The organism is Amphritea opalescens (genome assembly GCF_003957515.1).
GTDB lineage: Bacteria > Pseudomonadota > Gammaproteobacteria > Pseudomonadales > Balneatricaceae > Amphritea > Amphritea opalescens.
Window position 1 is genome coordinate 215,361 of sequence record NZ_RQXW01000002.1, and the last position, 20,913, is coordinate 236,273.

A 20,913-nucleotide genomic window follows, 5' to 3' on the forward strand; every position below is an offset into this window, starting at 1 on the left:
GATTGTGAATCTGCTGCTAGTCTGAGGCATCTTTAATAGAGAGCACTCACATGATTGAAGCGGGTAGTAAACAGTTTTGGCGGGCCACGGTCGCTTTGTGTATTGGCTCGTTTATGATTTTTGCCAATGTCTATGTGACGCAGCCGATTCTGCCTGAGTTACAGCAGGAGTTTTCACTCACTACCTTGGAAGTTGGCTGGTCATTTACCATCACGACGTTGACCTTGGGATTATCGCTGCTGTTTTATGGCCCACTGTCGGATGCGTTAGGACGACGGTCACTGATGTTGCTGAGTATGGCGGGCGCCTGCCTTTGTACTCTGATGTTGTCGCAAGCTGAGAGTTTTACCTCGTTAGTCGTCTTGCGGGGCTTACAAGGCCTTTTCCTTGGTGGATTGCCGGCGATTGCCATCGCCTATATGGGGGATGAGTATTCACGTAAAGCCTTATTGCTGGCGGTCGGTTTATATATCAGCGGTAACTCCATCGGCGGCATTTCCGGACGGTTGATCGGTGGTTTTGTCGGAGAGTGGCTCGGCTGGGCCGACCTGTTTTTGGTCATGGGCGTGGTGAGTGTTGTCTGTTGGTTGCTGTTTTGGTGGCTGCTACCGGCCTCTAAGCAGTTTTCGCCGCAACCTTTACATCTGCCAACCATGCTCTCGCAACTGAAGGGGCACCTGACGAACCCGCTGTTGCTATTGGTGTATCTCATTGGCGGGCTGAACTTTTTTATCTTTATTAATCAGTATAGCTATATCACCTTTGTGCTATCTGATGCGCCCTACCATCTGAGTCCGATCTGGATCGGCTTGCTCTTTTTGACCTACCTGACCGGTACCGTTGGATCAACCTTGTCTGGACGGGTAGCGTTGCGGGTGGGTCAGCTAAACTGTATTAAAGTGGGGATTGTGATTCTAATGGGGGGAAGCTTATTGACTCTCAGTAGTCATTTGCCGTTGATTATTCTCGGTTTTTTCATCAACAGTTTTGGTTTCTTTTTTGCTCATTCGAGTGCCAGTAGCTGGGTCAGCGGCCAAGCAACCTACGCCCGCGCCAGTGCCTCATCCCTCTATCTGGTGTTCTACTATCTCGGAGCCAGTAGCGGCGGATTCTACCTCGATCCCTTCTGGCAGTGGCTCGGCTGGGAAGGTGTGGTGCTCGGTTCGATAATTGTTTTATCGGTGACCTTCTCGTTAACCTTAGCATTGAGCTCATTGAGTGCCAGAGGTATGATCAAAGCCCATTGAATCACTGAGTTCTCGGTGCTTCGATCAGGTTTCATTTGACGGCGGTGCCGAATTTATTAAAAGACTTCCTAAGGGGATGGAGCAGTGATTATGCAGTATAAACATCAGTATGTAGATGGCACCGATGCCGATCTTCCAGTGGGCAAGGTGGTCTGTGTTGGGCGGAACTACGCCGATCATGCGGCCGAGCTGAATAATCCGATTCCAACGACCCCCATGCTCTTTATCAAGCCCTCTACCGCGGTGGTGTCCATGGCCGAGCCTTTCACGGTGCCAGTGGATTTTGGTTCGGTACATTTTGAAACAGAGATGGCCATACTGATCGGTCAGCCGTTGAAAAATGCGACCCACGATGAGATTGAAGCGGCGGTTGCTGGAGTGGGGCTGGGGCTCGATCTGACATTGCGGGATGTGCAAAGTAAGTTGAAAGAACAGCGGCATCCGTGGGAAAAGTCTAAAGGGTTTGATGGTTCATGCCCGCTATCTGCTTTTATTGAGTTGTCGGCGGTGGGGGATCTTCAGGATCAACAGATTCGTTTAACCGTTAATGGCGAAATACGACAGGATGGTAATAGTAGCCATATGCTGAATAAGGTATATCCACTGATCGCCTATATGAGCCATTACTTTACTCTGTTACCCGGTGACGTGGTGCTGACAGGCACACCTGCAGGTGTTGGCGAAGTGAATCCTGGGGATAAGTTAGTGGTTGAGTTGGGCGAGCGGTTGCGGGTTGAAACTCAGGCGATCTGAATTAATCACTTAAGTACGTCGGAAATAAGGCCGAGTATATGAGGAGTCATACTGATGCTGTGGGTTAAAGTGTTCCATATACTGGCAATGACCAGTTGGATGGCGGGTATTTTTTATCTGCCGCGTATTTTTGTGCACTATGTCGAGGGACGTGCAGCGGGGCAGGATGTGGCTCGGTTAGCCATTATGGCCGGTAAGTTGTTCGGCTTTATGTCGATCATGGCGCTGTTTACGTTGGGATTCGGCCTGTGGCTTTGGCTTGGCTATGGCATTTCGGGTGGTTGGTTACATGCGAAGTTGCTGTTTGTCGGTTTGTTACTTGGCTACCATTTCTGGTGTTTTGCTTACCTGAAAAAGGTGCGGGCGGGGACACTGGATAATAGCGGTCGTTATTTCCGATGGTTTAATGAGATGCCACTGCTGATCTTTATACCCATTTTGATCTTCGTGGTGGTTAAACCGTTCTGAGTTCGCTTTCGATATGATGATCAAGCCCGTCTCTGCTATTGCGGCGGCGGTTTTTTTTGCTGTTTTGACGAGGTGTTGGCGGTTAAATCCTTGGGTTTAGCGGTTGAGTCTGTGGCGTAGTCGTTCAATTCGTGCGTTAGCCCGTTCGGTTTCCTGGCGCAGACGGTCGGTCTCAGCGGTAAAATGATTAATTTCGGCGCGGCTGGGTAATAACCGTAGCTCTTCTTTTAGATATTCCTCAACATTACGCATCAGGCTACTGCCGGTGTTGAGATAAAATCCCGCTTTCCATTTCAGATAACGCGTCAATTCGTGGGCCGGTAGGTCACCCAGTATTTGCGCTAATATACCTTCCCAATCTAATGCAGCATCGATCAGAATTTGGCTGAAGCGGTTAGCTAGTGCATTATCGCCGCTGAGGTGAATGCTTTTTCCAAACATCGCGTCACTGCTTTCAGCAGCATTCAGCAAGCGTAAGAAATCTGAGACACTGCCGCTGAGGGTTACATCGGCTTCATCCCGTTCAATCATATCGATCTGAATACCGTCGGAACTCGGCTGCAGTGACAGCGCTATGGCTGGGGTGGTGAGCCGAATAGCAATCACGCGACCACTCAATTCGCCGAGTTGATCAACGGTCTCGGGGTTGAGCAGTAGCAGCCGGTTGATGGCTGCTTCTGCGACGGTGAGCAGTGTCGCGTTGATCGTTTCGATAGTCATAACGGTTATGGCTTGATGCCGGTATGAAGGGCGACAATGCCACCGGTCATATTTTGGTATTTACACTGGCTCAAGCCGGCTTCTTCCATCATCCCTTTAAGGGTTTCTTGGTCGGGGTGCATACGGATAGATTCCGCAAGGTAGCGGTAACTTTCTTCGTCGCCCGCGATCAGCTTGCCAATTTTGGGTAGCAGGCTAAAGGAGTAGAGGTCATAGGCTTTGGTGAGCAGAGGGTTATTGGTTTTGGAAAACTCCAACACCATCACTTTACCGCCGGGCTTCAGCACCCGTGCCATGGAGGCCAAGGCCTTTTCTTTGAACGTCACATTGCGAAGACCAAAGGCGATGGTGATGCAATCGAAGGTGTTGTCGGGAAAGGGCAGTGCTTCCGCGTTGGCTTGCACAAATTCCACATTACCGGTGATGCCTCGATCCATCAGGCGGTCACGACCCACTTTTAACATGGAATCGTTGATGTCGGCGAGGACAACCTGTCCTTCGGCACCCACTAAGCGGGAGAAGCGCATCGTGAGATCGCCTGTGCCGCCGGCAATATCCAATACTTTATGGCCGCGACGTACACCACTTTGCTCGATTGTCAGACGTTTCCAGATTCGGTGAACCCCGCCTGACATCAGATCGTTCATGATGTCGTATTTGCTGGCGACAGAGTGAAAAACGTCAGCAACCTTGTCCTGTTTTTCGTCGACCTTAACCTGTTCGAAGCCGAAGTGGGTTTTGTCCTGAGAATCTTTCTGGTCAGTCATGGGAAACCTGTAATCTGCATAATTCGCGTTGCCGCATTCTACCTTTGCAGCAGGCAATTGTCTTTACTCTTACATCATCTACTGACTTAGCTTAGTCGAAATGGGGCGTTGCCCCTGCTCGTTAGCTGATTCTGGCACGATGATAGGGTCTAACCTCTGGCGATCATATTACCGTGCCGCGTTTGTCCCGCGTCGGAGAGTGCTTTGAGGTAACGATCCCAATAGGTCTCGTAATTTTGGCACAGGTCATAGAGGTATTCCCAGGTGAATAGGCCGCTATCATGACCATCATCAAAGATGATCTTTAACGCATAGTTGCCGACGGCTTCCAGCCCCTTTATACCGACCAGCTGTTTACCGGTTTGCAAGGTTTCCTGACCAATGCCGTGGCCACGCACTTCGGCAGAGGGAGAGTGAACTCGCAGGTATTCGGCGCTTAGTTCAAATTGTTCTTGATCACTGTAGATCAATTCAAGGGTTTTCGATTTTGCGTGTAACTTGATGTCTTTAGGCAGTGGTGCACTCATGAGCAGACTCCGGTGGCGGAGCGCTGGGCTCCGTCACCTTGGGGTGGGATTACAGAATATAGTGACTCAGATCTTCATCCTGACTCAATTCGGCTAGGTACTGATCGACAAACTCACGGTTGACGTTGATGGTTGTACCGGCGTTATCGGAGGCGGTAAAGGAGATCTCCTCCAGGAGCCGTTCCATCATGGTGTGCAGGCGACGGGCACCGATATTCTCGGTCTTTTCATTCACCTGATAGGCCAGCTCAGCGATCCGGTCGATACCGTCCTGTGTATATTCGACGGTGACGCCTTCGGTGGCTAGCAGTGCGCGATACTGCTCGGTCAGCGAGGCGTTAGGTTCTGTCAGGATGCGGCGGAAATCATCCGGTGTTAGGGCTTTAAGTTCAACACGGATGGGCAATCGACCCTGTAGCTCAGGTATAAGATCGGAAGGCTTCGACAGGTGGAAAGCACCGGAGGCGATAAACAGAATATGGTCGGTTTTGATGGTGCCATATTTAGTCGTCACATTGCTGCCCTCGATGAGTGGTAGCAGGTCGCGCTGCACCCCTTCGCGAGAAACGTCAGCGCCGGTACCTTCCCGTTTACAGACCTTATCAATCTCGTCGAGGAAGACGATACCGTTCTGTTCAACCGCATCGATCGCCATCTGTTTTAGGTCGTCATCGTTAACCATCTTGGCGGCTTCTTCGTCGATTACCTGCTTCAGAGCGTCTTTAACCTTAATGCGTTTGCTCTTGGTTTTGTTGTTGCCCATGTTGGAGAACATGCTTTGCAGCTGGCTGGTCATCTCCTCCATGCCTGGAGGGGCCATGATCTCTACACCTACCGGCGCTTGGCTTAGGTCTATATCGATCTCTTTGTCGTCTAGCTTGCCTTCCCGTAGCTGTTTTCGCAGCAGTTGGCGGGTGGCACTATCGGGTTTTTGTTCCGGTTTGTCATCGAAACCGGTTGGCCGTGCGGGTGGCAGCAAGGCGTCAAGAATACGCTCTTCGGCGGAATCTTCGGCGCGGAATTTAACCTTGTCCATCTCCTGCTCACGCAGCATCTTGATCGCCATGTCGATCAGATCGCGGATGATGGTTTCGACATCACGGCCAACATAGCCCACTTCGGTAAACTTAGTGGCTTCAACCTTAATAAAAGGGGCGTTGGCGAGCTTGGCCAGACGCCGAGCGATTTCGGTTTTACCCACTCCGGTAGGGCCGATCATCAGAATGTTTTTCGGTGAGACTTCGGCACGCAGCTCGGGCTCTAGCTGCATTCGGCGCCAGCGGTTACGCAGCGCGATGGCAACAGAGCGTTTAGCATCGGCTTGACCGACAATGTGTCGATCCAGTTCGGAAACAATTTCACGGGGAGTCATATTGGACATCTGTCAGTTCTCTCTGTTCAGGCTTGGGCTGCGGTGGATTGCAGCTGCTCAATCGTTAGATTGGCGTTGGTGAATACGCAGATCTCTGAAGCGATCTGGAGGCTTTTTTCGACAATGTCTCTAGCGTTCAGCTCGGTATTAGCGACGAGAGCGCGGGCGGCCGCTAAGGCGTAGTTGCCACCGGAACCGATCGCGATTACGCCATCTTCGGGTTCGATAATGTCGCCACTGCCTGAGATAAGGTAGGTTTTATCTTTGTTGGCCACTAACATCAGTGCTTCGAGTTTGCGCAATACCCGATCGCCACGCCATTCGCGGGCTAGGCTGACCACAGCATTGAAAATATTGCCCTGATGTTTCTCGAGTTGCTGTTCAAAGAGGTCCAGCAGGGTGATGGCGTCGGCGGTGCTGCCGGCAAAGCCGGTGATAACATCGTGCTTTGCTAGTCGGCGGACTTTGCGGGCGGTGCCTTTCATTACGGTGTTGCCGAGGGATACTTGGCCGTCACCGCCAACAACGACCTGGTCGTCGCGACGTACAGAAACAATTGTGGTCATGGGTGCGTTTTCCCGAATAGGTGTACTCAATTTGCAATGAGTATAGATATGGGAGCGCAGGCGGTTATTTCAAGGTTATCAATAACCGATGACGAAAGGATTTAGTCGATTTGTCGGACGAGCGGCTGAATATTCATTCTCACCAACCGGTCTTCTGCCTTGCTTAACATAGAGCGGTTCTCGAATGGCCCGGCGAGTACCTGATACCAAATACTGCCATTGCTGTTGGTGACGCGCTTTGTTCGGACGCTCGGTAGGCCTTCAAGAATCAAGCGGGCACGGAGTTGGTCGGCATCTTTACTGCTTTGGAACGAGCCGGCTTGCAGTACATAGGTATGCTTGGACTTAGCGCTCTTAGGTGTCGATTTATACGGTTTAACATTCGCCGTATCCACTTCGCTATCGGGCAGAATCTCATAGAAGCCGAACCGTTCAGACTGCTCTTCAACGGGTAACGCAGGGTTTTGACTACTGCTTGAACTGTTGGTGGGAGCTTTCTGAGTGGGTTTGGGTTTTACGGCTTTAGCGACCGGTTTTGTCGACGGTGCCGGTGATTGAGTTGAGGGTTTAGCTGAGGTAGTCGTGGCGCTGCTGTCGGGTTTGACCGAAGTTAACTGCCACAGGGTATAACCAAACCCGACTAAGAATAGTAGGCTGATAAACGACCGCACCCAGGGGAACGGCTTTTTGATCGGCGCGCTTTTACTCTTAGCGCTACTGCGAGTGGTTCGGCTAGCTGCCGAACCACTGTTGCGTTTTTTTGCGAAGTCTTTGCGCGCCATGGGTTTGCCTTCTTACATCAGATCGGGTGCATTAACGCCGAGTAGGTCTAGGCCGTTGGCCAACACATGGCGTATCGCCACGGTGAGGGTCAAACGTGCGTTACGCAGATCGGTATCCTCAACCAGGGTTTTCTCTGAGTTGTAGTAGGTATGAAAATCGCTGGCCAGTTCATACAGGTAGGTGGCGATCAAGTGCGGTTCGCGGATGTCGGCGGCGCGCTTAACCACTTCAGGATAACGGCCGAGCTTAATCGCCAGACGTTTTTCTGATTCCAGTTCTAGTCGATCCAGTGCTTGCAGGCCGGTCGCTTCATCCCACTGCTGTTTGTTCTCAGCCAGTTTACGGAAGATTGAGCAGACCCGAGCGTGGGCATACTGAATATAGTAAACCGGATTGTCGGCGGACTCTGAGCGGGCCAGATCGATATCGAAATTCAGATGGCTGTCAGATTTACGTGCCGCGAGGAAGAAGCGGGTGGCATCGCGGCCGACCTCTTCGATCAGGTCACGCAAGGTCAGATAACTACCGGCTCGCTTGGAGATTTTAACCTCTTCGCCCCCACGCATAACGGTCGCCATCTGATGCAAGACATAATCGGGCCAGCCTTTAGGGATGCCCGCATTAAGCGCTTGTAATCCGGCGCGGACGCGGGTGATGGTGCTGTGATGGTCGGCACCCTGTTCATTGATCACGGTGTCGAAGCCCCGCTGCCATTTGTTCATATGGTAAGCGACATCGGGTACAAAGTAGGTGTAACCACCATCGGTTTTGCGCATCACACGATCTTTATCATCGCCAAAGTCGGTGGTGCGCAACCAAAGTGCACCGCCTTCTTCATAGGTAAAGCCGTTTTTGATCAGCGTTTGTACGGTTTCTTCGACTTTGCCTTCGTTATACAGCGAGGACTCCAAGAAGTAGACATCGAAATCGACGCCAAAGGCTTTTAGGTCGAGATCCTGTTCGTGACGTAGGTAGGCAACAGCAAAGTGGCGAATGCCTTCGAGATCATCGGCATCTTTCGTGCCGGTGAAGCTTTGGTCGGCTGATTGAACAGTGTCACCACGCATAAAGCTGTTGGCTAAGTCGGTAATATAGTCGCCACGGTAGCCATTTTCAGGCCAGCTCGGGTCTTCCGGTGTCAGGCCTTTGCAGCGTGCTTGTACAGACAGTGCCAGATTGTTGATCTGCTGACCGGCATCGTTGTAATAAAATTCACGGGTAACATCCCAGCCGGTCGCTTCCATCAGACGGCTCAGGCAGTCGCCGACCGCCGCGCCACGTCCATGACCGATATGCAGTGGGCCGGTTGGGTTAGCGGAGACAAATTCGATCTGCACTTTTTTGCCCGCGCCATCGTTGTTGCGGCCGTAATTGCTATTTTCTTGCAGAATAGTTTTGATCAGGTTGCCGGTGGAGGCGTCGCTGACAAAGAAGTTAATAAAGCCTGGGCCGGCAATTTCTGTTTTTTCAACATTCTCAGAAGCAGGCAGTGCAGCGCATATCTTTTGTGAAAGTTCGCGGGGATTACTGCGGGCCGCTTTGGCCAGTGTTAGCGCAATATTTGAGGCGAAATCTCCGTGAGACTTGTCGCGGGTGTTTTCCACCATGATTTGAGGCTGAGTGTCGGCCGGCAGTGTGCCGTCTTCAATCAGCGAGGTCAGGGCAGTATTAATCAGGTCCGCAATGTGTTGTTTCATGCTCAAAAGATACCGGGTTATATTCTGGAGTCAGATGCAAAGGCGCAGGTGAACAGGTCGCATTAAAAACCGACTCGGGGCTTATTACGCCCGAACTGCGCAGTTGTCTGTAAAAAAGACCGCGTATTATCCCTTTTCAGCTGCCTTTTGTTAACCCCCGGCGGGTTTATTTGTGGCTAAAACATATCCACCGGATCGACATCGACTGACCAGCGGACCTTTCGTGCCTCTGGATCACTATCGACTTGGCAAATAATATTGTGCAGTTGTTGGTGCAGTGCCTTGCGATCATGGCTTTGTAGGACCAGTTGGGCGCGGAACTGCCCAGCACGTTTCTCCATTGGCGAGGGGAGTGGCCCAAGCCACTGAATACCTTGGGGCTGGAGGATATCCTCGGCGAGTAGATTGCGTAGATTGTTGAGAAAACGTTCCGCCTGCCCTGGGTGGTTAGCTTCCGCCCTGAACATGGCGCAATAGATAGAAGGGGGAAGGTGCGCCCCAATACGTTGGCTAAGTTCCTGCTCGGCAAAGGCTTCATAGCCCTCGGTGACTAAACTGGTGATGGTTGGATGATCTGCATGGTGGGTTTGCATCACCACTTTGCCGGGGTGATCGGCGCGTCCGGCGCGGCCTGCCACCTGTAGAATCAGCTGTGCGGTACGCTCCATACCTCTAAAGTCGGCACTAAAGAGCCCACTATCGGCATTCAGAATGGCGACGAGGGTGACTTTGGGAAAGTGATGGCCTTTGGCCAGCATCTGGGTGCCAATCAGAATGCAGGGGAAACCTTGGTGCACTCGGTCCATGATGTGTTGCATCGCATTTTTGCGCTGAGTGGTATCTCGGTCGACTCGAATAACGGGGAACTCGGGGAAGAGCGCTTGCAGTAACTCTTCGGTGCGCTCGGTGCCCGCACCAACGGGTTTGAGGTCGTGACTACCGCAGTTATCACACACATTAGGCACGGGGCGTTGACTGTCGCAGTGATGGCAGTGCAGGTGATAGGGTTTGCGATGTAGCGTCATATGCGCATCACAGCGATGACAACCGGCTATCCAGCCGCAGTCATGGCACATCATCGTCGGGGCAAAGCCGCGACGATTCAGGAAGATCAGCACCTGAGTGCCCTGTTGTAGATGGCCTTTAATCTGTTGGATAAGTGGCTGGGATAAGCCATCCTGTAAGGGGAGTTGGCGAATATCCAGCAGTTCGAATTTAGGCGGTAGGGCATCGCCTGCGCGCTTATTCAGTTTTAACCACTGATAACGCCCCTGTTTTGCATTGTAGAGACTTTCGATCGCGGGCGTTGCGGTGCCGAGTACCACGGGTATCTGTTCGAGATGGCCGCGCATCACTGCTAGGTCACGGGCGTTGTAACGAAACCCCTCTTGCTGTTTGAACGAGGTGTCATGTTCTTCGTCAATAAAGATGACCCCAGGGTTGCGCAGCGGGGTGAAAATAGCCGAGCGGGTGCCGATAATAATACGTGCAACGCCTTCCCTTGCCTGCAGCCAAGCATCCAGCCGTTGGTTGTCGGTCAGATTTGAATGTAACACCACCACGGGTAGGTTAAAGCGTGCTTTAAAGCGGGCGACGGTTTGCGGTGTCAGTCCAATCTCCGGGACGAGAATGAGCGCTTGCTTACCTTGGCGTATGTAGTGCTCTATTGCTTGGAGGTAAACTTCTGTTTTGCCGGAGCCGGTCACACCCTGCAGTAAATAGGTTTTAAAACCTTCGGTTGCGGTGATCTTGCTGACCGCGTGGTGCTGCTCATCGTTCAGCGTTAAGGGCGCTTCATGCAGCGGCTGATCATTGTGTTCGGTGTGGTTCGGCTTGTGGATAAATGATTCTGCCAGCATTTTATCCACTAGTTTTTTTAATAAGGGGGTCTGGCCTCCTTCGGCGCGAATGGCGCCTTCGCTGATGCCATTTGGGTGCTCCATTAATAGGAGCAGTAACTCACGCTGCCGTGCGGCGGTTTTGCCAAGTTGTGAAATGTCGGCGTCGGCGGTAGCTCGCCAGAGGTGTTGATGGGTATATTCGCAGGGCTCACCTTTGCGAAGCAGTACCGGCAGTGCCTGACTCAAGGCATCGCCCAGCGGGTGTTGATAATAATTGCCGGCCCAGCGTGCCAGTTTAAATATGGTGTCAGGCATGGGTGGCGCATCATCGAGCACGGCGATGGCTGGCTTGAGTTTGTTGAGTGGCACCTCTGTTGTTTCAGCGAGTTCAATCAATACGCCGGTGATTTCTCTGCGGCCAAACGGAACCTTGACTCGAACACCGGGCTGCAGTGTCGCCAGATCACAGCCTTGTGGGGGTAAGTAGTCAAATAGCCGACGCAGCGGTGAAGGTATGGCTAATCGCAGATAGGGCATAACACGGACGGCTCGTATCAGGGGAGGATGGCACAGTGTATGTCTTTTTGTTTTCGCTGTTAACCGGTGCTTTTGTTATCTGAATCTAAATGCTTGCTGGGCTAGAAAGCTGTATGTATAATGCTCGCCCTTAATCCTATAAGGCTTAGCTTCGTATTGAAGTCGAAGCCTGCATGCGGTGCCTGGCAATAGATCAGGTGGCGGCATACAAAACAACTGAGGTTCCAATGAAAAAAGATATTCATCCAGAATACGTAGAGATTAACGCTACCTGTTCTTGTGGTAACGTTGTTAAAACACGTTCAACGGTTGGTAAAGACATTAACATCGATGTTTGCAGCCAGTGCCACCCTTTCTATACTGGTAAGCAGAAAGATGCGACTACCGGTGGTCGTGTTGATCGCTTTAACAAGCGTTTCGGCGGACGTGGTCTTAAGAAGTAAGACCTACTTTGTAATTAAAAAAGGCATCCTTCGGGATGCCTTTTTTGTTTCTGATCAATTTAGGCTGATTTTTACGAATCTAAAGAATAACTGGTTGTATCCCCTGATTTGGCTATATAGAGCCTCTGTAATTTCTGTTTGTTCACGCTAAAGTAGTAGTAAATGCACTGAATATCGATAAATTTTCAGAGATATGAGCTATTTTGTCAGTTGAGAGACTGAGATCTTTTCTATATGATCCCAAGTCCTAATTTCTATAACTAAGTTGGAACCGCGACCATGTCTGAAGATATGAAACAAGCTGCACTCGATTATCACGAGTTCCCTCGTCCGGGTAAGATCAGTGTAGAACTGACTACTCCTGCTGAGTCTGCCCGCGATCTGGCCCTCGCTTACAGCCCCGGTGTTGCTGAACCCGTGCGCGCTATTGCAGAAAACCCTGATAACGCATACCGCTACACGGCCAAGGGAAATCTTGTTGCCGTTATTACCAACGGTACTGCCATTTTGGGTCTTGGTGATCTCGGACCTTTAGCTTCTAAACCTGTTATGGAAGGGAAGTCTCTGCTATTTAAACGCTTTGCGGGTATCGATTCTGTTGATATTGAAGTCGACTCTGAAAGCCCACAAGCGCTGATCGATACTGTTGCCCGTATTGCTGATACCTTTGGTGGTATCAATTTAGAAGATATTAAAGCGCCAGAATGTTTCGAAATTGAACGTGCTTTGATTGAACGTTGCAGCATTCCTGTTTTCCATGATGACCAGCACGGTACGGCTATCGTTACCGCGGCTGGTATGATCAATGCCCTCGAAATTGCGGGTAAAACGCTGGAAGAAGCGCAAATTGTTTGTCTGGGTGCCGGTGCTGCCGCGAATGCTTGCATGACGTTGTTAGTGAATATGGGCGCTAAGGTCGAAAACATCTACATGATCGACCGTACCGGTGTGATTCACTCAGGTCGTGAAAACCTGACACCACAAAAAGCGGCTTTTGCCTCTGAAACAGATAAGCGTACGCTGGATGACGCCATTGAAGGTGCTGATGTATTTGTCGGCCTGTCCGGTCCTAATCTGTTGAGTGGTGAGCAGTTAGCTAAAATGGCGCCGACACCAGTTGTCTTTGCCTGTGCTAACCCTGATCCAGAAATCACCCCTGAACTGGCTCACTCTGTCCGTGATGATGTGATCATGGCGACAGGTCGTTCTGATTATCCTAACCAAGTTAACAACGTACTGGGTTTCCCATTCATCTTCCGTGGTGCGCTGGATGTTCGTGCTTCTGAAATCAATGAAGAGATGAAGGCTGCAGCGGTACTTGCGCTGGCGGGTTTGACTAAAGAACCTGTACCACAAGATGTTCTCGATGCTTACGAACTGGATTCTTTGGAATTTGGCCCTCAGTATATTATTCCTAAGCCAACGGATTCTCGTTTGTTAGGCGTTGTATCTGAAGCAGTAGCTCAAGCGGCGATTGATTCCGGTGTTGCGCGTCTGCCATTGCCAGCTCATTATCCGCTGACAACAGTCGCTGCTTTGCTGAATCGTTAAGCGGTAGTGGTTAAAAAAAAACCGGCTGAGGCCGGTTTTTTTGTGTCTGCAATATGGTGTCGAAAAGGTATCAGAATATATCTTCTGTCCGAGTCGTCCCTTCGGCGCTAGGCTGTAACGGGTTTCTCGCTGTTTCAGTGGGTACGCTGGCGACGGGGAATATCTCGAAAATAGCGTTTTCTTGTCCCGGGTAAGCGCGTAGGCTGGTTTTGGGGTCGATTCTAATGCTCACTAGTCCGTTTGGCTTAGGGATAGGTAAGTCTGGAACGCCCTCTAATGCTGTTTCCATAAAGTTGATCCAGATTGGCAATGCGGCAGTGCCACCAAATTCGCTACGACCCAGTGTGGTTGGTTGGTCGAAGCCAACCCAAGCGGAGGCGACAACGTCTTTATTGAAGCCTGAGAACCAAGCGTCTTTCTGGTCATTGGTTGTGCCTGTTTTACCGGCTAAGTCTGAGCGTTGTAATACTCTTGCGCGTCGTCCGGTACCGCGGGTAATCACGTCCTGCATGATGTTATAAATCATATAGGCGGTTTGTGGCTTCATGACCCGTGGGGCAACGGGCCGGTTGGTAATCTGTTGTCCCGTGAGTGTTGATGCTAGGACGGTTTGCTCACTCTCTTGAGTCTCTTCTGGCTCGATTGCAGGGGAGGTGATATTGCTTTGAGGTTCCGTGCTTTTGATGATGGTGGTTGGCGCTTGAGGAATTAGGCTGAAGTCGGCAGGCACGGCAGAGTTATCCGCGATGTAGGTGCAGTCAGCGCAGACGGTTGTCGGTTGTGCCTGATAAAGAATATTACCTTCGGTGTCTTCAATTCGATCAATAAAATAGGGGGTAACTTTGTAACCCTGATTAGCCAAGCCCGCGTAACCGGTGACCAGTTCCAGTGGAGTGACATCGGCGGTGCCTAACGATAGTGAAAGATTGTTGGGCAAACGGTCTTTATCGAAGCCGAAGCGAGTTAAAAACTCAATGGCGGTATCGATGCCAATGGATCTAAGTATGCGAATAGAGACGAGGTTTCTTGATTTATATAGCGCTTCCCTTAGGCGGGTGGGGCCGTAAAACTTTTTGCTGTAGTTTTGCGGTCTCCAGTTTGATTCTAGATCGCCATCATGGAGTACAACCGGAGCGTCATTAATTAAAGTAGCGGGGGTGTAACCCTGCTCTAATGCTGATGCATAGATGAACGGTTTAATGTTAGAGCCTGGCTGGCGCTTCGCCTGAGTCGCGCGGTTAAATTTATTATGGTTGAAATTAAAGCCGCCGACCAAGGCTCGCAACGCCCCATCTTTTGGGGAAAGGGCGGTAAACGCACCTTCTACTCGGGGTATTTGCGATAAGCGCCAGCTGTTTTCAGCTGCTGCCCGAACTCTTATCAGGTCGCCTGCGGTGAGAATGTCTGCGGCGAGTTTAGGTTTGCGTCCTAAACGGTTGGCTCCTTTGTATTCCCGTGCCCATTGCATGCCATCCCAGGTCAGAGTGGCGTGGCCATGGTCTTTGATGAATACTTCAGCCTGTTGTTGGTCGGTGCTCAGTACGATGGCTGGCTGTAATGAACCAAAAGTGCGTTCTTTATTCAGTATTGCGATAATGTTTTCATCGGTTAATGGATCGGCTGCCGCTGTCTTTTCGGCGCCAAAATAACCATGTCTTTCTGTATAGGCTAATAAACCATCTTCGACAGCTTGATTGGCCGCTGCCTGCATCGTGCTATTGAGTGTGGTGTAAACTCGAAATCCGTTGGTGTATAAACTCTCATCAAAGTATTGATATAACTCATTGCGAACCATTTCTGCAACAAAGGGGGCATACAGTTCAATCTGTGTGCCGTGATACTCTGCCGTTACCGGCTCATTCTTGGCGTTATTGTAGTCTTCATCATTAATGAAGCTCAGGCTGTGCATGCGCTTAAGAATCCAGTTGCGTCGCTCAATCGCCCGGCTAGGATTGGTGATTGGGTTGTAAGCAGAAGGCGCTTTAGGTAAGCCTGCAATCATGGCTACTTGAGCTAGACTGAGTTCACCAATGTTTTTGCCGTAGTAAATATTAGCGGCTGCTTGAATACCGTATGAGCGGTGACCAAGGTAGATCTTATTAACGTAGAGTTCGAAAATTTCTTCTTTGGTTAGCTCTTGTTCAATGCGTAAAGAGAGTAGTATCTCATTGAATTTTCGGACAAATGAGCGTTCTCTGGTGAGAAAGTAGTTTTTTGCAACCTGCATCGTGATGGTGCTGCCGCCACTTTGAATGCGGCCGCTACTGGCTAATTGATAGACCGCACGGAATAGACCTTTGATGTCGACGCCCATGTGGTTGAAAAAGTTACGGTCTTCCGCGGCAAGCAAAGCGTTGATGTAATTTTGAGGAATTTGCTGATAGCTGATAGGCCAGCGGCGCTTTTCGCCAAACTCTGAAATGAGTTTATTGTCTTCAGAGTATATTCTCAGGGGCGTTTGCAGCTGAACATCGCGAAGTGTTTCGACATCGGGGAGCTTTGGCGCGTAGTGAAAATACGCTATGGCCAGCGCTAGGCCGCCGATAAAAGCGACCAAGATGGTGAGTTTTAGGCCGAGCTTAAGTAACAATGTCAATAATTTCATGTATAAGCTATTTAAAGTTAATGTTTTTGTTGCCGAGTTATTATATCTGTAAGAAAGTGTTGTCCACTAGCAAAACAGTGGTTTAATTTTCAATGAAACCGCGCTAGAGTCAGTGTAGGTCGGTTTATGCGGGATTTTTTAAGGATAATTTACTGTGCTTAGCTTTCTTAGCAAACAGGAAAAAGGATGGGTCGGCATAGATATCGGCTCCTCTTCAATAAAAATGGTGGCACTTTCAAGGCGAGGTAAGGGACTGCGTCTCGACTCCTATGCGATTGTGCCCTTGCCGGCATCTGCCGTTATTGAGAGTAGTATTCAGGATGCCGCTCAGGTGGCAGAAGCGATCGAAGCGGGTATCAAAATCTGCGGCGGAGGTCTTTCGACCTGTGTGGCTGCGGTGCCTTCCTCGGCAGTAATTACTAAAACGATTCAGTTAAGTAATGCTTTCACTGATTTTGAGCTTGAAGAACAGGTCAAACTCGAAGCGGATCGTTTTATTCCCTACCCTCTTAATGAAATTGCGTTGGACTTTGAAGTGCTGGGGCCAGCGGAAGACAGCCCAGAGCTCAATGATATTCTTCTTGTCGCATGTCGTCGCGATGATGTTGAAATACGCGAAGATGCGATCAATAGCAGTGGTTTGAAGTGTGAAGTGGTTGATGTCGACCGCTTTGCCACCGAGCGGGTGGTGTCGCTGCTAGAAAAAGGGGATCAAGAGGATCGTTTGGTCGGTTTTGTTGATATCGGTGCATCAACGTTGACGCTCAATGTATTTAAAAACGGTAAAATCGTTTATGACCGGGAGCAGGCGTTTGGTGGCAACGACCTCAGTAATCTCATTCATCAGCAATCAGGGCTGGAAGCTGGCGAAGTGGAACATCTGCTGCGTACCGGTGAACTATCAGATGAATTGAAACAAAATGTTGTGTTGCCGTTCCGTAGTACTGTATCGCAACAGGTATCTCGCTCATTGCAGTTTTTCTACTCTTCAGGCCCGCATAACGAGTTAAGCAAACTCTATATACTGGGAGGCACGGCTGCTATTGAAGGTTTGGCCGAGCAGATGCAGAACGAAATTGGGGTTGAGGTTGAGGTTGCTAATCCGTTTGCAGGAATGGATTTGGATTCGAAAATAAATGCAGGTCGGCTCAATCAGGATGCACCTACCCTGGTAAAAGCATGCGGCCTTGCGTTACGAAGTTTTGAAGGGTAGCGACTATGGCAAAGATTAACTTAAGGGCCTGGCGCGAAGAGCTGGCTGCCGAAAGGCAGAAACAGTTCATTGTCAATCTGGTCGCTGCTGCATTCTTGGCCGCTGTTGTGGTGTTCCTAATCGGTTTTTATATCGATATGCAAACCGATCGACAGAAAACACGGAATAATTTTTTACGTCAAGAGATCGGTCAGTTAGATAAACAGTTGGCCGATATTAAAGCGTTAAAAACACAGCGAACCCGTTTGATCGATCGTTTGAACGCTATCCAAGAGCTGCAGGGAACGCGTCCTTTGATTGTGCGTAGTTTTGATGAAATGGTTAAGGTATTGCCCGATGGGGTGTACTACCAGTCGCTGAAACGAAGCGGTGATACGATTAGTTTGTCTGGCCTTGCTGAGAAAAGTGATGATGTGTCTAACCTTATGCGGCATATCTATGCCAGCATCTGGTTTGGTGAGCCTAATCTTTCCACGGTTGCCAATGCTGATGGCATGAAAAAATTCAATCTGAGTGTTCCTGTGTTGAAGCCCTCGCTGGAAGAGGTGAACTGATTATGTCAATGGATGCACTGAAAAACAGTTTTAAGGGGTTTGATGCAGATAACCTTGATCTCAATACGGCAGGAAGTTGGCCGGTTGGGGTTAAAGTGATTGCTTACCTTCTCGTGTTCTCGCTGGTGGTAGGGGCTGGTTTCTATTTCTACATTACCGATAAAGAGAAAAGCTTAGGGCGAGAGGTGAGTCAGGAATCAGGTTTGAAACAGCAGATATCCATCAAAACGACTCAGGTGGCGAGTTTAGATCAGCTTCGTGAGCAGATGAAGGATGTGCAGGGCCGTTTCGCCGAGTTGCTGAAACAGCTTCCGACCGAGAAAGAAGTGCCTGGCCTATTAGAAGATATTACTGAGATTGGTCGCTCCAGTGGTTTGGATATTCAGTCCATATCATTGGGTGGTGAGAAACGAAATGAGATTTTTATTGAGCTGCCAATTAATATCAAAGTGAGTGGTACTTATCACCAGATGGGGCAGTTTGTCAGTGGCGTTGCCGCAATTCCTAGGATTGTGACACTACATGACTACAGTATAAGTCCTGCTGGAGGCCGACTGGATATGACAATTAGTGCAAAGACTTATCGTTATGATGATACCAAGTAAATTTTTGCGTGTTTTGATTCTAGCTCCCTTGTTTCTTGGCGGTTGCGTCTGGATTGAGGATGTCAGTGATCTGCGTAGCTTTATTGCGCAGGAAAAGCAGAAGAAAGTGATAAAGGTTGAGCCGCTACCTGAGTTTACGGCCTATCATAGCTTTGTCTATGAAGGGGCGAGTATGCGTAGCCCGTTTAAACCGCTCGTTTCAATCATTACCGTCGATACCGAAGAGGGTGTTGCCGATGAAGGGAATACGGGCATTAAGCCGGATCTTGACCGTGAAAGATCTTATCTTGAAACATTTTCGCTGGATAATCTTGCCATGGTTGGCAGCATCAATATGAGTGCGACCGGCTCTCGCTGGGCGCTCATCAAGGACAAACAGGGAGAGGTGCACAGGGTGTCTGTCGGTGATTATATGGGGCTGGATTACGGCAAAGTTGTTGCTGTTAACAGCGATAATGTCGAACTGGTTGAGATTGTTACAAACGGCCGGGGTGGTTGGATGCGACGCCCTCGTAGCGTGGTGATGGATTGATGACGATGATGGTGAATACAGTGAATAAGAATATTCAGGCGGGTAAGCTGACGTGCTCCGCTCTCGCTAAGATGGCGGGAATGGTCATCGGGTTGTGGATGCTAGCTTTCAATGTGATGGCGGCGGATGCAAAACTAATGGAATCGTCCTTTGTTGCGCTTCCGGATAATAAACTGGAAATACGTTTTGATTTTGATGTACCTCCCACGCTGCCCAAATCATATATGACTAACAGCCCAGCTCGGGTTGTTCTGGATATGTGGGGTGTTGAAAATGCTCAAGATAGCCGTGTATTGAGTGTTGAAAATGGCAATGTTAATAAAATTAATTTTGCACAAGTCGCTGGCCGCTTGAGGGTCGTTGTTGATCTATTTGAAGTCTCGGCGTTTGAAACACGAACCGACGGTAATAGCCTGTTCCTAACCGTGGGCGATCGTGGGATGGCCAAGCAAGAAACGGCTAATGTAAGCCAGGAGGTGTCGGTCGACTCTAAGGCTCAGCCTGTTCTGTCTGATAAAACCCGTGTCAGTGGGGTTGATTTCGAACGAACTGCAGACGGTGCTGGTCGAGTGGTCGTATCCCTCACCGATGACCGTGCCGGTGTCGATGTGATTGAAGAAGGTAATAATGTTGTCGTCAATCTGTTAGGCGTTGATCTTTCTGCCAGTATGCAAAATCGGATTGATGTGCAGGATTTTGCTACACCTGTCATGTTTATTGATTCTATGGCGACCGGTGAGAATGTCTCGATTCTGATTAAGCCATCGGCTGAGCCCTATGACTATATGGTGTACCAGACTAACAATCAGTTGTTTATCGACCTTAAACCCATTACTCAGAAGGAACAGGATCGCATCGAAGAGGAGCGTTTTCCATACAGTGGCGAACGTATCGATTTAGATTTTCAGAATGTTGAAGTGCGCTCTGTATTGCAAATCCTAGCGGAAGTGGCCGAAATGAACTTGGTGGTCAGTGAGCAGGTCGGCGGTAATATCACTCTGAGATTAAAAAATGTTCCTTGGGATCAAGCATTAGATCTTATTTTGAATACCAATAAGCTTGATAAGCGCGAAATGGGTAATGTGCTGTTGATCGGTACCGCAGAAGAGATCTCTGAACGCGAACGGGTTGAAATGGAAAGCAGTAGGCAGGTGGAGGAGCTATCACCGCTGCGTACTGAGTTTATCCAAGTCGATTTTCGTAAAGCGTCCGACATGGTTTCTCGCTTGAATGAAGCGAAGTTGGTCTCTGAACGCGGGCTTATACTGGCGGATGATGAAACCAATGTCTTGATGGTGCGCGAAACCGCTAACCGTATGGAAGAGATTCGTTCAACGCTGCGACGTTTTGATACCGAGGTTGCTCAGGTGTTAATTGAAGCACGTTTGGTGACCGCGAATACCACGGTATCGAAGGATCTTGGGGTTAAGTGGGGCCTAGGGTATAACGATGATAATATAGATAATGGTAATGGGCTTTCCATTGGTAGTTCTCTCTCTGGTGTGTCCAACCCAATAGGTGGGGGGGTTCCTAGTGGTTTGATGGTTGACCTCGGTGCTAATGCCACATCGCCTGCCTCTGTAGCCGTAGGTTTGGCAACGAATAGTGCGCTTTTGCAACTTGAACTGTCTGCGTTGGAATCTGATGGCCGCATTGAAGTTATCTCTCAACCGAAGGTTGTAACAACCAACGGTAAGGTGGCGCTGATTGAGTCGGGTAGTGAAATACCTTATGTCACCACCGATGATGATGGTAATACCGACACTGAATTTAAAGATGTCGTGTTATCCTTGGAAGTGACGCCGCGAATTAACCCTGGTGATCGGATTGCGATGGATCTGGTGATCAAGAAAGATTCGATCGGTGAAACCCTATCAAACGGTGAGATCAGTATCGTTAAAAACCTATTGGAAACATCGGTTGTGGTGGCCGATGGGCAAACCGTTGTATTAGGCGGGGTGTTTGAAAATGAAACGCAGAACACCGTTAATAAAACGCCTCTACTTGGTGATATTCCAGTACTAGGGGCGCTTTTCCGAAATAAGTCGACGTCGAATAAAAAGGCTGAGTTACTTATTTTCATCACACCTAAATTGATAAAAGAATCTCTGTCATCTCAGTAAGGTTGTAGT

The 20,913-nt window shown here is 49.6% G+C and carries 19 protein-coding genes; 10 read left to right on the forward strand and 9 right to left on the reverse strand.

The window, feature by feature from the left end; genetic code table 11:
• The first annotated feature begins 50 nt into the window (after positions 1 to 50).
• The 3 genes from EH243_RS03215 (at position 51) to EH243_RS03225 (ending at position 2,468) form a co-directional block, all read left to right on the forward strand.
• On the forward strand, positions 51 to 1,247 hold the full coding sequence (locus EH243_RS03215) for an MFS transporter (RefSeq protein ID WP_126157196.1): 1,197 nt from the start codon (positions 51 to 53) through the stop codon (positions 1,245 to 1,247).
• A gap of 90 nt (positions 1,248 to 1,337) precedes the next feature.
• Positions 1,338 to 2,000, forward strand: a complete 663-nt coding sequence (locus tag EH243_RS03220; protein ID WP_126157197.1) for a fumarylacetoacetate hydrolase family protein — start codon at positions 1,338 to 1,340, stop codon at positions 1,998 to 2,000.
• A gap of 54 nt (positions 2,001 to 2,054) precedes the next feature.
• Positions 2,055 to 2,468 carry a CopD family protein gene (locus EH243_RS03225; RefSeq protein ID WP_126157198.1) on the forward strand — a complete coding sequence of 138 codons (414 nt, stop codon included), beginning with the start codon at positions 2,055 to 2,057 and terminating at the stop codon, positions 2,466 to 2,468.
• A gap of 96 nt (positions 2,469 to 2,564) precedes the next feature.
• Here EH243_RS03225 and EH243_RS03230 read toward each other — a convergent pair whose 3' ends face one another.
• The 8 genes from EH243_RS03230 to EH243_RS03265 form a co-directional block, all read right to left on the reverse strand.
• On the reverse strand, positions 2,565 to 3,188 hold the full coding sequence (locus tag EH243_RS03230; RefSeq protein WP_126157199.1) for a ubiquinone biosynthesis accessory factor UbiJ: 624 nt from the start codon (positions 3,186 to 3,188) through the stop codon (positions 2,565 to 2,567).
• A 5-nt stretch (positions 3,189 to 3,193) separates the two neighbouring features.
• Positions 3,194 to 3,955 (reverse strand): bifunctional demethylmenaquinone methyltransferase/2-methoxy-6-polyprenyl-1,4-benzoquinol methylase UbiE, encoded by a 762-nt coding sequence (gene ubiE / locus EH243_RS03235; protein ID WP_126157200.1) that lies wholly within the window; start codon positions 3,953 to 3,955, stop codon positions 3,194 to 3,196.
• Positions 3,956 to 4,104: 149 nt separating this feature from the next.
• On the reverse strand, positions 4,105 to 4,482 hold the full coding sequence (locus EH243_RS03240; protein WP_126157201.1) for a gamma-butyrobetaine hydroxylase family protein: 378 nt from the start codon (positions 4,480 to 4,482) through the stop codon (positions 4,105 to 4,107).
• 49 nt (positions 4,483 to 4,531) lie between these two features.
• Positions 4,532 to 5,863, reverse strand: a complete 1,332-nt coding sequence (gene hslU / locus EH243_RS03245) for an ATP-dependent protease ATPase subunit HslU (protein WP_126157202.1) — start codon at positions 5,861 to 5,863, stop codon at positions 4,532 to 4,534.
• 17 nt (positions 5,864 to 5,880) lie between these two features.
• Complete coding sequence (gene hslV / locus EH243_RS03250) at positions 5,881 to 6,420, reverse strand: ATP-dependent protease subunit HslV (RefSeq protein ID WP_126157203.1); 540 nt, start codon at positions 6,418 to 6,420, stop codon at positions 5,881 to 5,883.
• Positions 6,421 to 6,521: 101 nt separating this feature from the next.
• Entirely contained in the window at positions 6,522 to 7,202 is a 681-nt protein-coding gene (locus EH243_RS03255) for an SPOR domain-containing protein (protein ID WP_126157204.1), read from the reverse strand.
• 12 nt (positions 7,203 to 7,214) lie between these two features.
• The gene (argS, locus tag EH243_RS03260) at positions 7,215 to 8,900 is read right to left on the reverse strand and encodes an arginine--tRNA ligase (RefSeq protein ID WP_126157205.1); all 1,686 of its coding nucleotides are present in this window, start codon (positions 8,898 to 8,900) and stop codon (positions 7,215 to 7,217) included.
• A gap of 176 nt (positions 8,901 to 9,076) precedes the next feature.
• A complete protein-coding gene (locus EH243_RS03265) occupies positions 9,077 to 11,278 on the reverse strand; it encodes a primosomal protein N' (protein WP_126157206.1) in 2,202 nt (733 codons plus the stop codon).
• Between the two features lie 227 nt (positions 11,279 to 11,505).
• Here EH243_RS03265 and rpmE point away from each other — a divergent pair, with 227 nt between their 5' ends.
• Positions 11,506 to 11,721, forward strand: coding sequence for a 50S ribosomal protein L31 (gene rpmE / locus EH243_RS03270; protein ID WP_126157207.1), 216 nt, complete (start codon positions 11,506 to 11,508; stop codon positions 11,719 to 11,721).
• A gap of 279 nt (positions 11,722 to 12,000) precedes the next feature.
• The gene (locus tag EH243_RS03275) at positions 12,001 to 13,272 is read left to right on the forward strand and encodes a malic enzyme-like NAD(P)-binding protein (RefSeq protein ID WP_126157208.1); all 1,272 of its coding nucleotides are present in this window, start codon (positions 12,001 to 12,003) and stop codon (positions 13,270 to 13,272) included.
• A 70-nt stretch (positions 13,273 to 13,342) separates the two neighbouring features.
• Here the strand turns inward: EH243_RS03275 and EH243_RS03280 are convergent, their stop codons facing one another.
• Positions 13,343 to 15,877: a penicillin-binding protein 1A gene (locus tag EH243_RS03280; RefSeq protein WP_126157209.1), complete on the reverse strand. Its 2,535-nt coding sequence runs from the start codon at positions 15,875 to 15,877 to the stop codon at positions 13,343 to 13,345.
• A gap of 154 nt (positions 15,878 to 16,031) precedes the next feature.
• On the opposite strand from EH243_RS03280, the gene pilM reads away from it, so the two are divergent.
• Genes pilM through EH243_RS03305 form a run of 5 tightly spaced genes read left to right on the forward strand, consistent with a single transcriptional unit; the run spans position 16,032 to position 20,904 of the window.
• On the forward strand, positions 16,032 to 17,090 hold the full coding sequence (gene pilM / locus EH243_RS03285; protein WP_126157210.1) for a type IV pilus assembly protein PilM: 1,059 nt from the start codon (positions 16,032 to 16,034) through the stop codon (positions 17,088 to 17,090).
• A gap of 5 nt (positions 17,091 to 17,095) precedes the next feature.
• Positions 17,096 to 17,644, forward strand: a complete 549-nt coding sequence (locus tag EH243_RS03290) for a PilN domain-containing protein (protein WP_126157211.1) — start codon at positions 17,096 to 17,098, stop codon at positions 17,642 to 17,644.
• Positions 17,645 to 17,646: 2 nt separating this feature from the next.
• Positions 17,647 to 18,249, forward strand: a complete 603-nt coding sequence (locus tag EH243_RS03295) for a type IV pilus inner membrane component PilO (RefSeq protein WP_126157212.1) — start codon at positions 17,647 to 17,649, stop codon at positions 18,247 to 18,249.
• On the forward strand, positions 18,233 to 18,781 hold the full coding sequence (locus EH243_RS03300; RefSeq protein WP_126157213.1) for a pilus assembly protein PilP: 549 nt from the start codon (positions 18,233 to 18,235) through the stop codon (positions 18,779 to 18,781). Before EH243_RS03295 ends, EH243_RS03300 begins: the two co-directional genes overlap by 17 nt.
• Before the next feature lie 20 nt (positions 18,782 to 18,801).
• Positions 18,802 to 20,904 carry a type IV pilus secretin PilQ gene (locus tag EH243_RS03305; protein WP_241234978.1) on the forward strand — a complete coding sequence of 701 codons (2,103 nt, stop codon included), beginning with the start codon at positions 18,802 to 18,804 and terminating at the stop codon, positions 20,902 to 20,904.
• Positions 20,905 to 20,913: the final 9 nt, after the last annotated feature.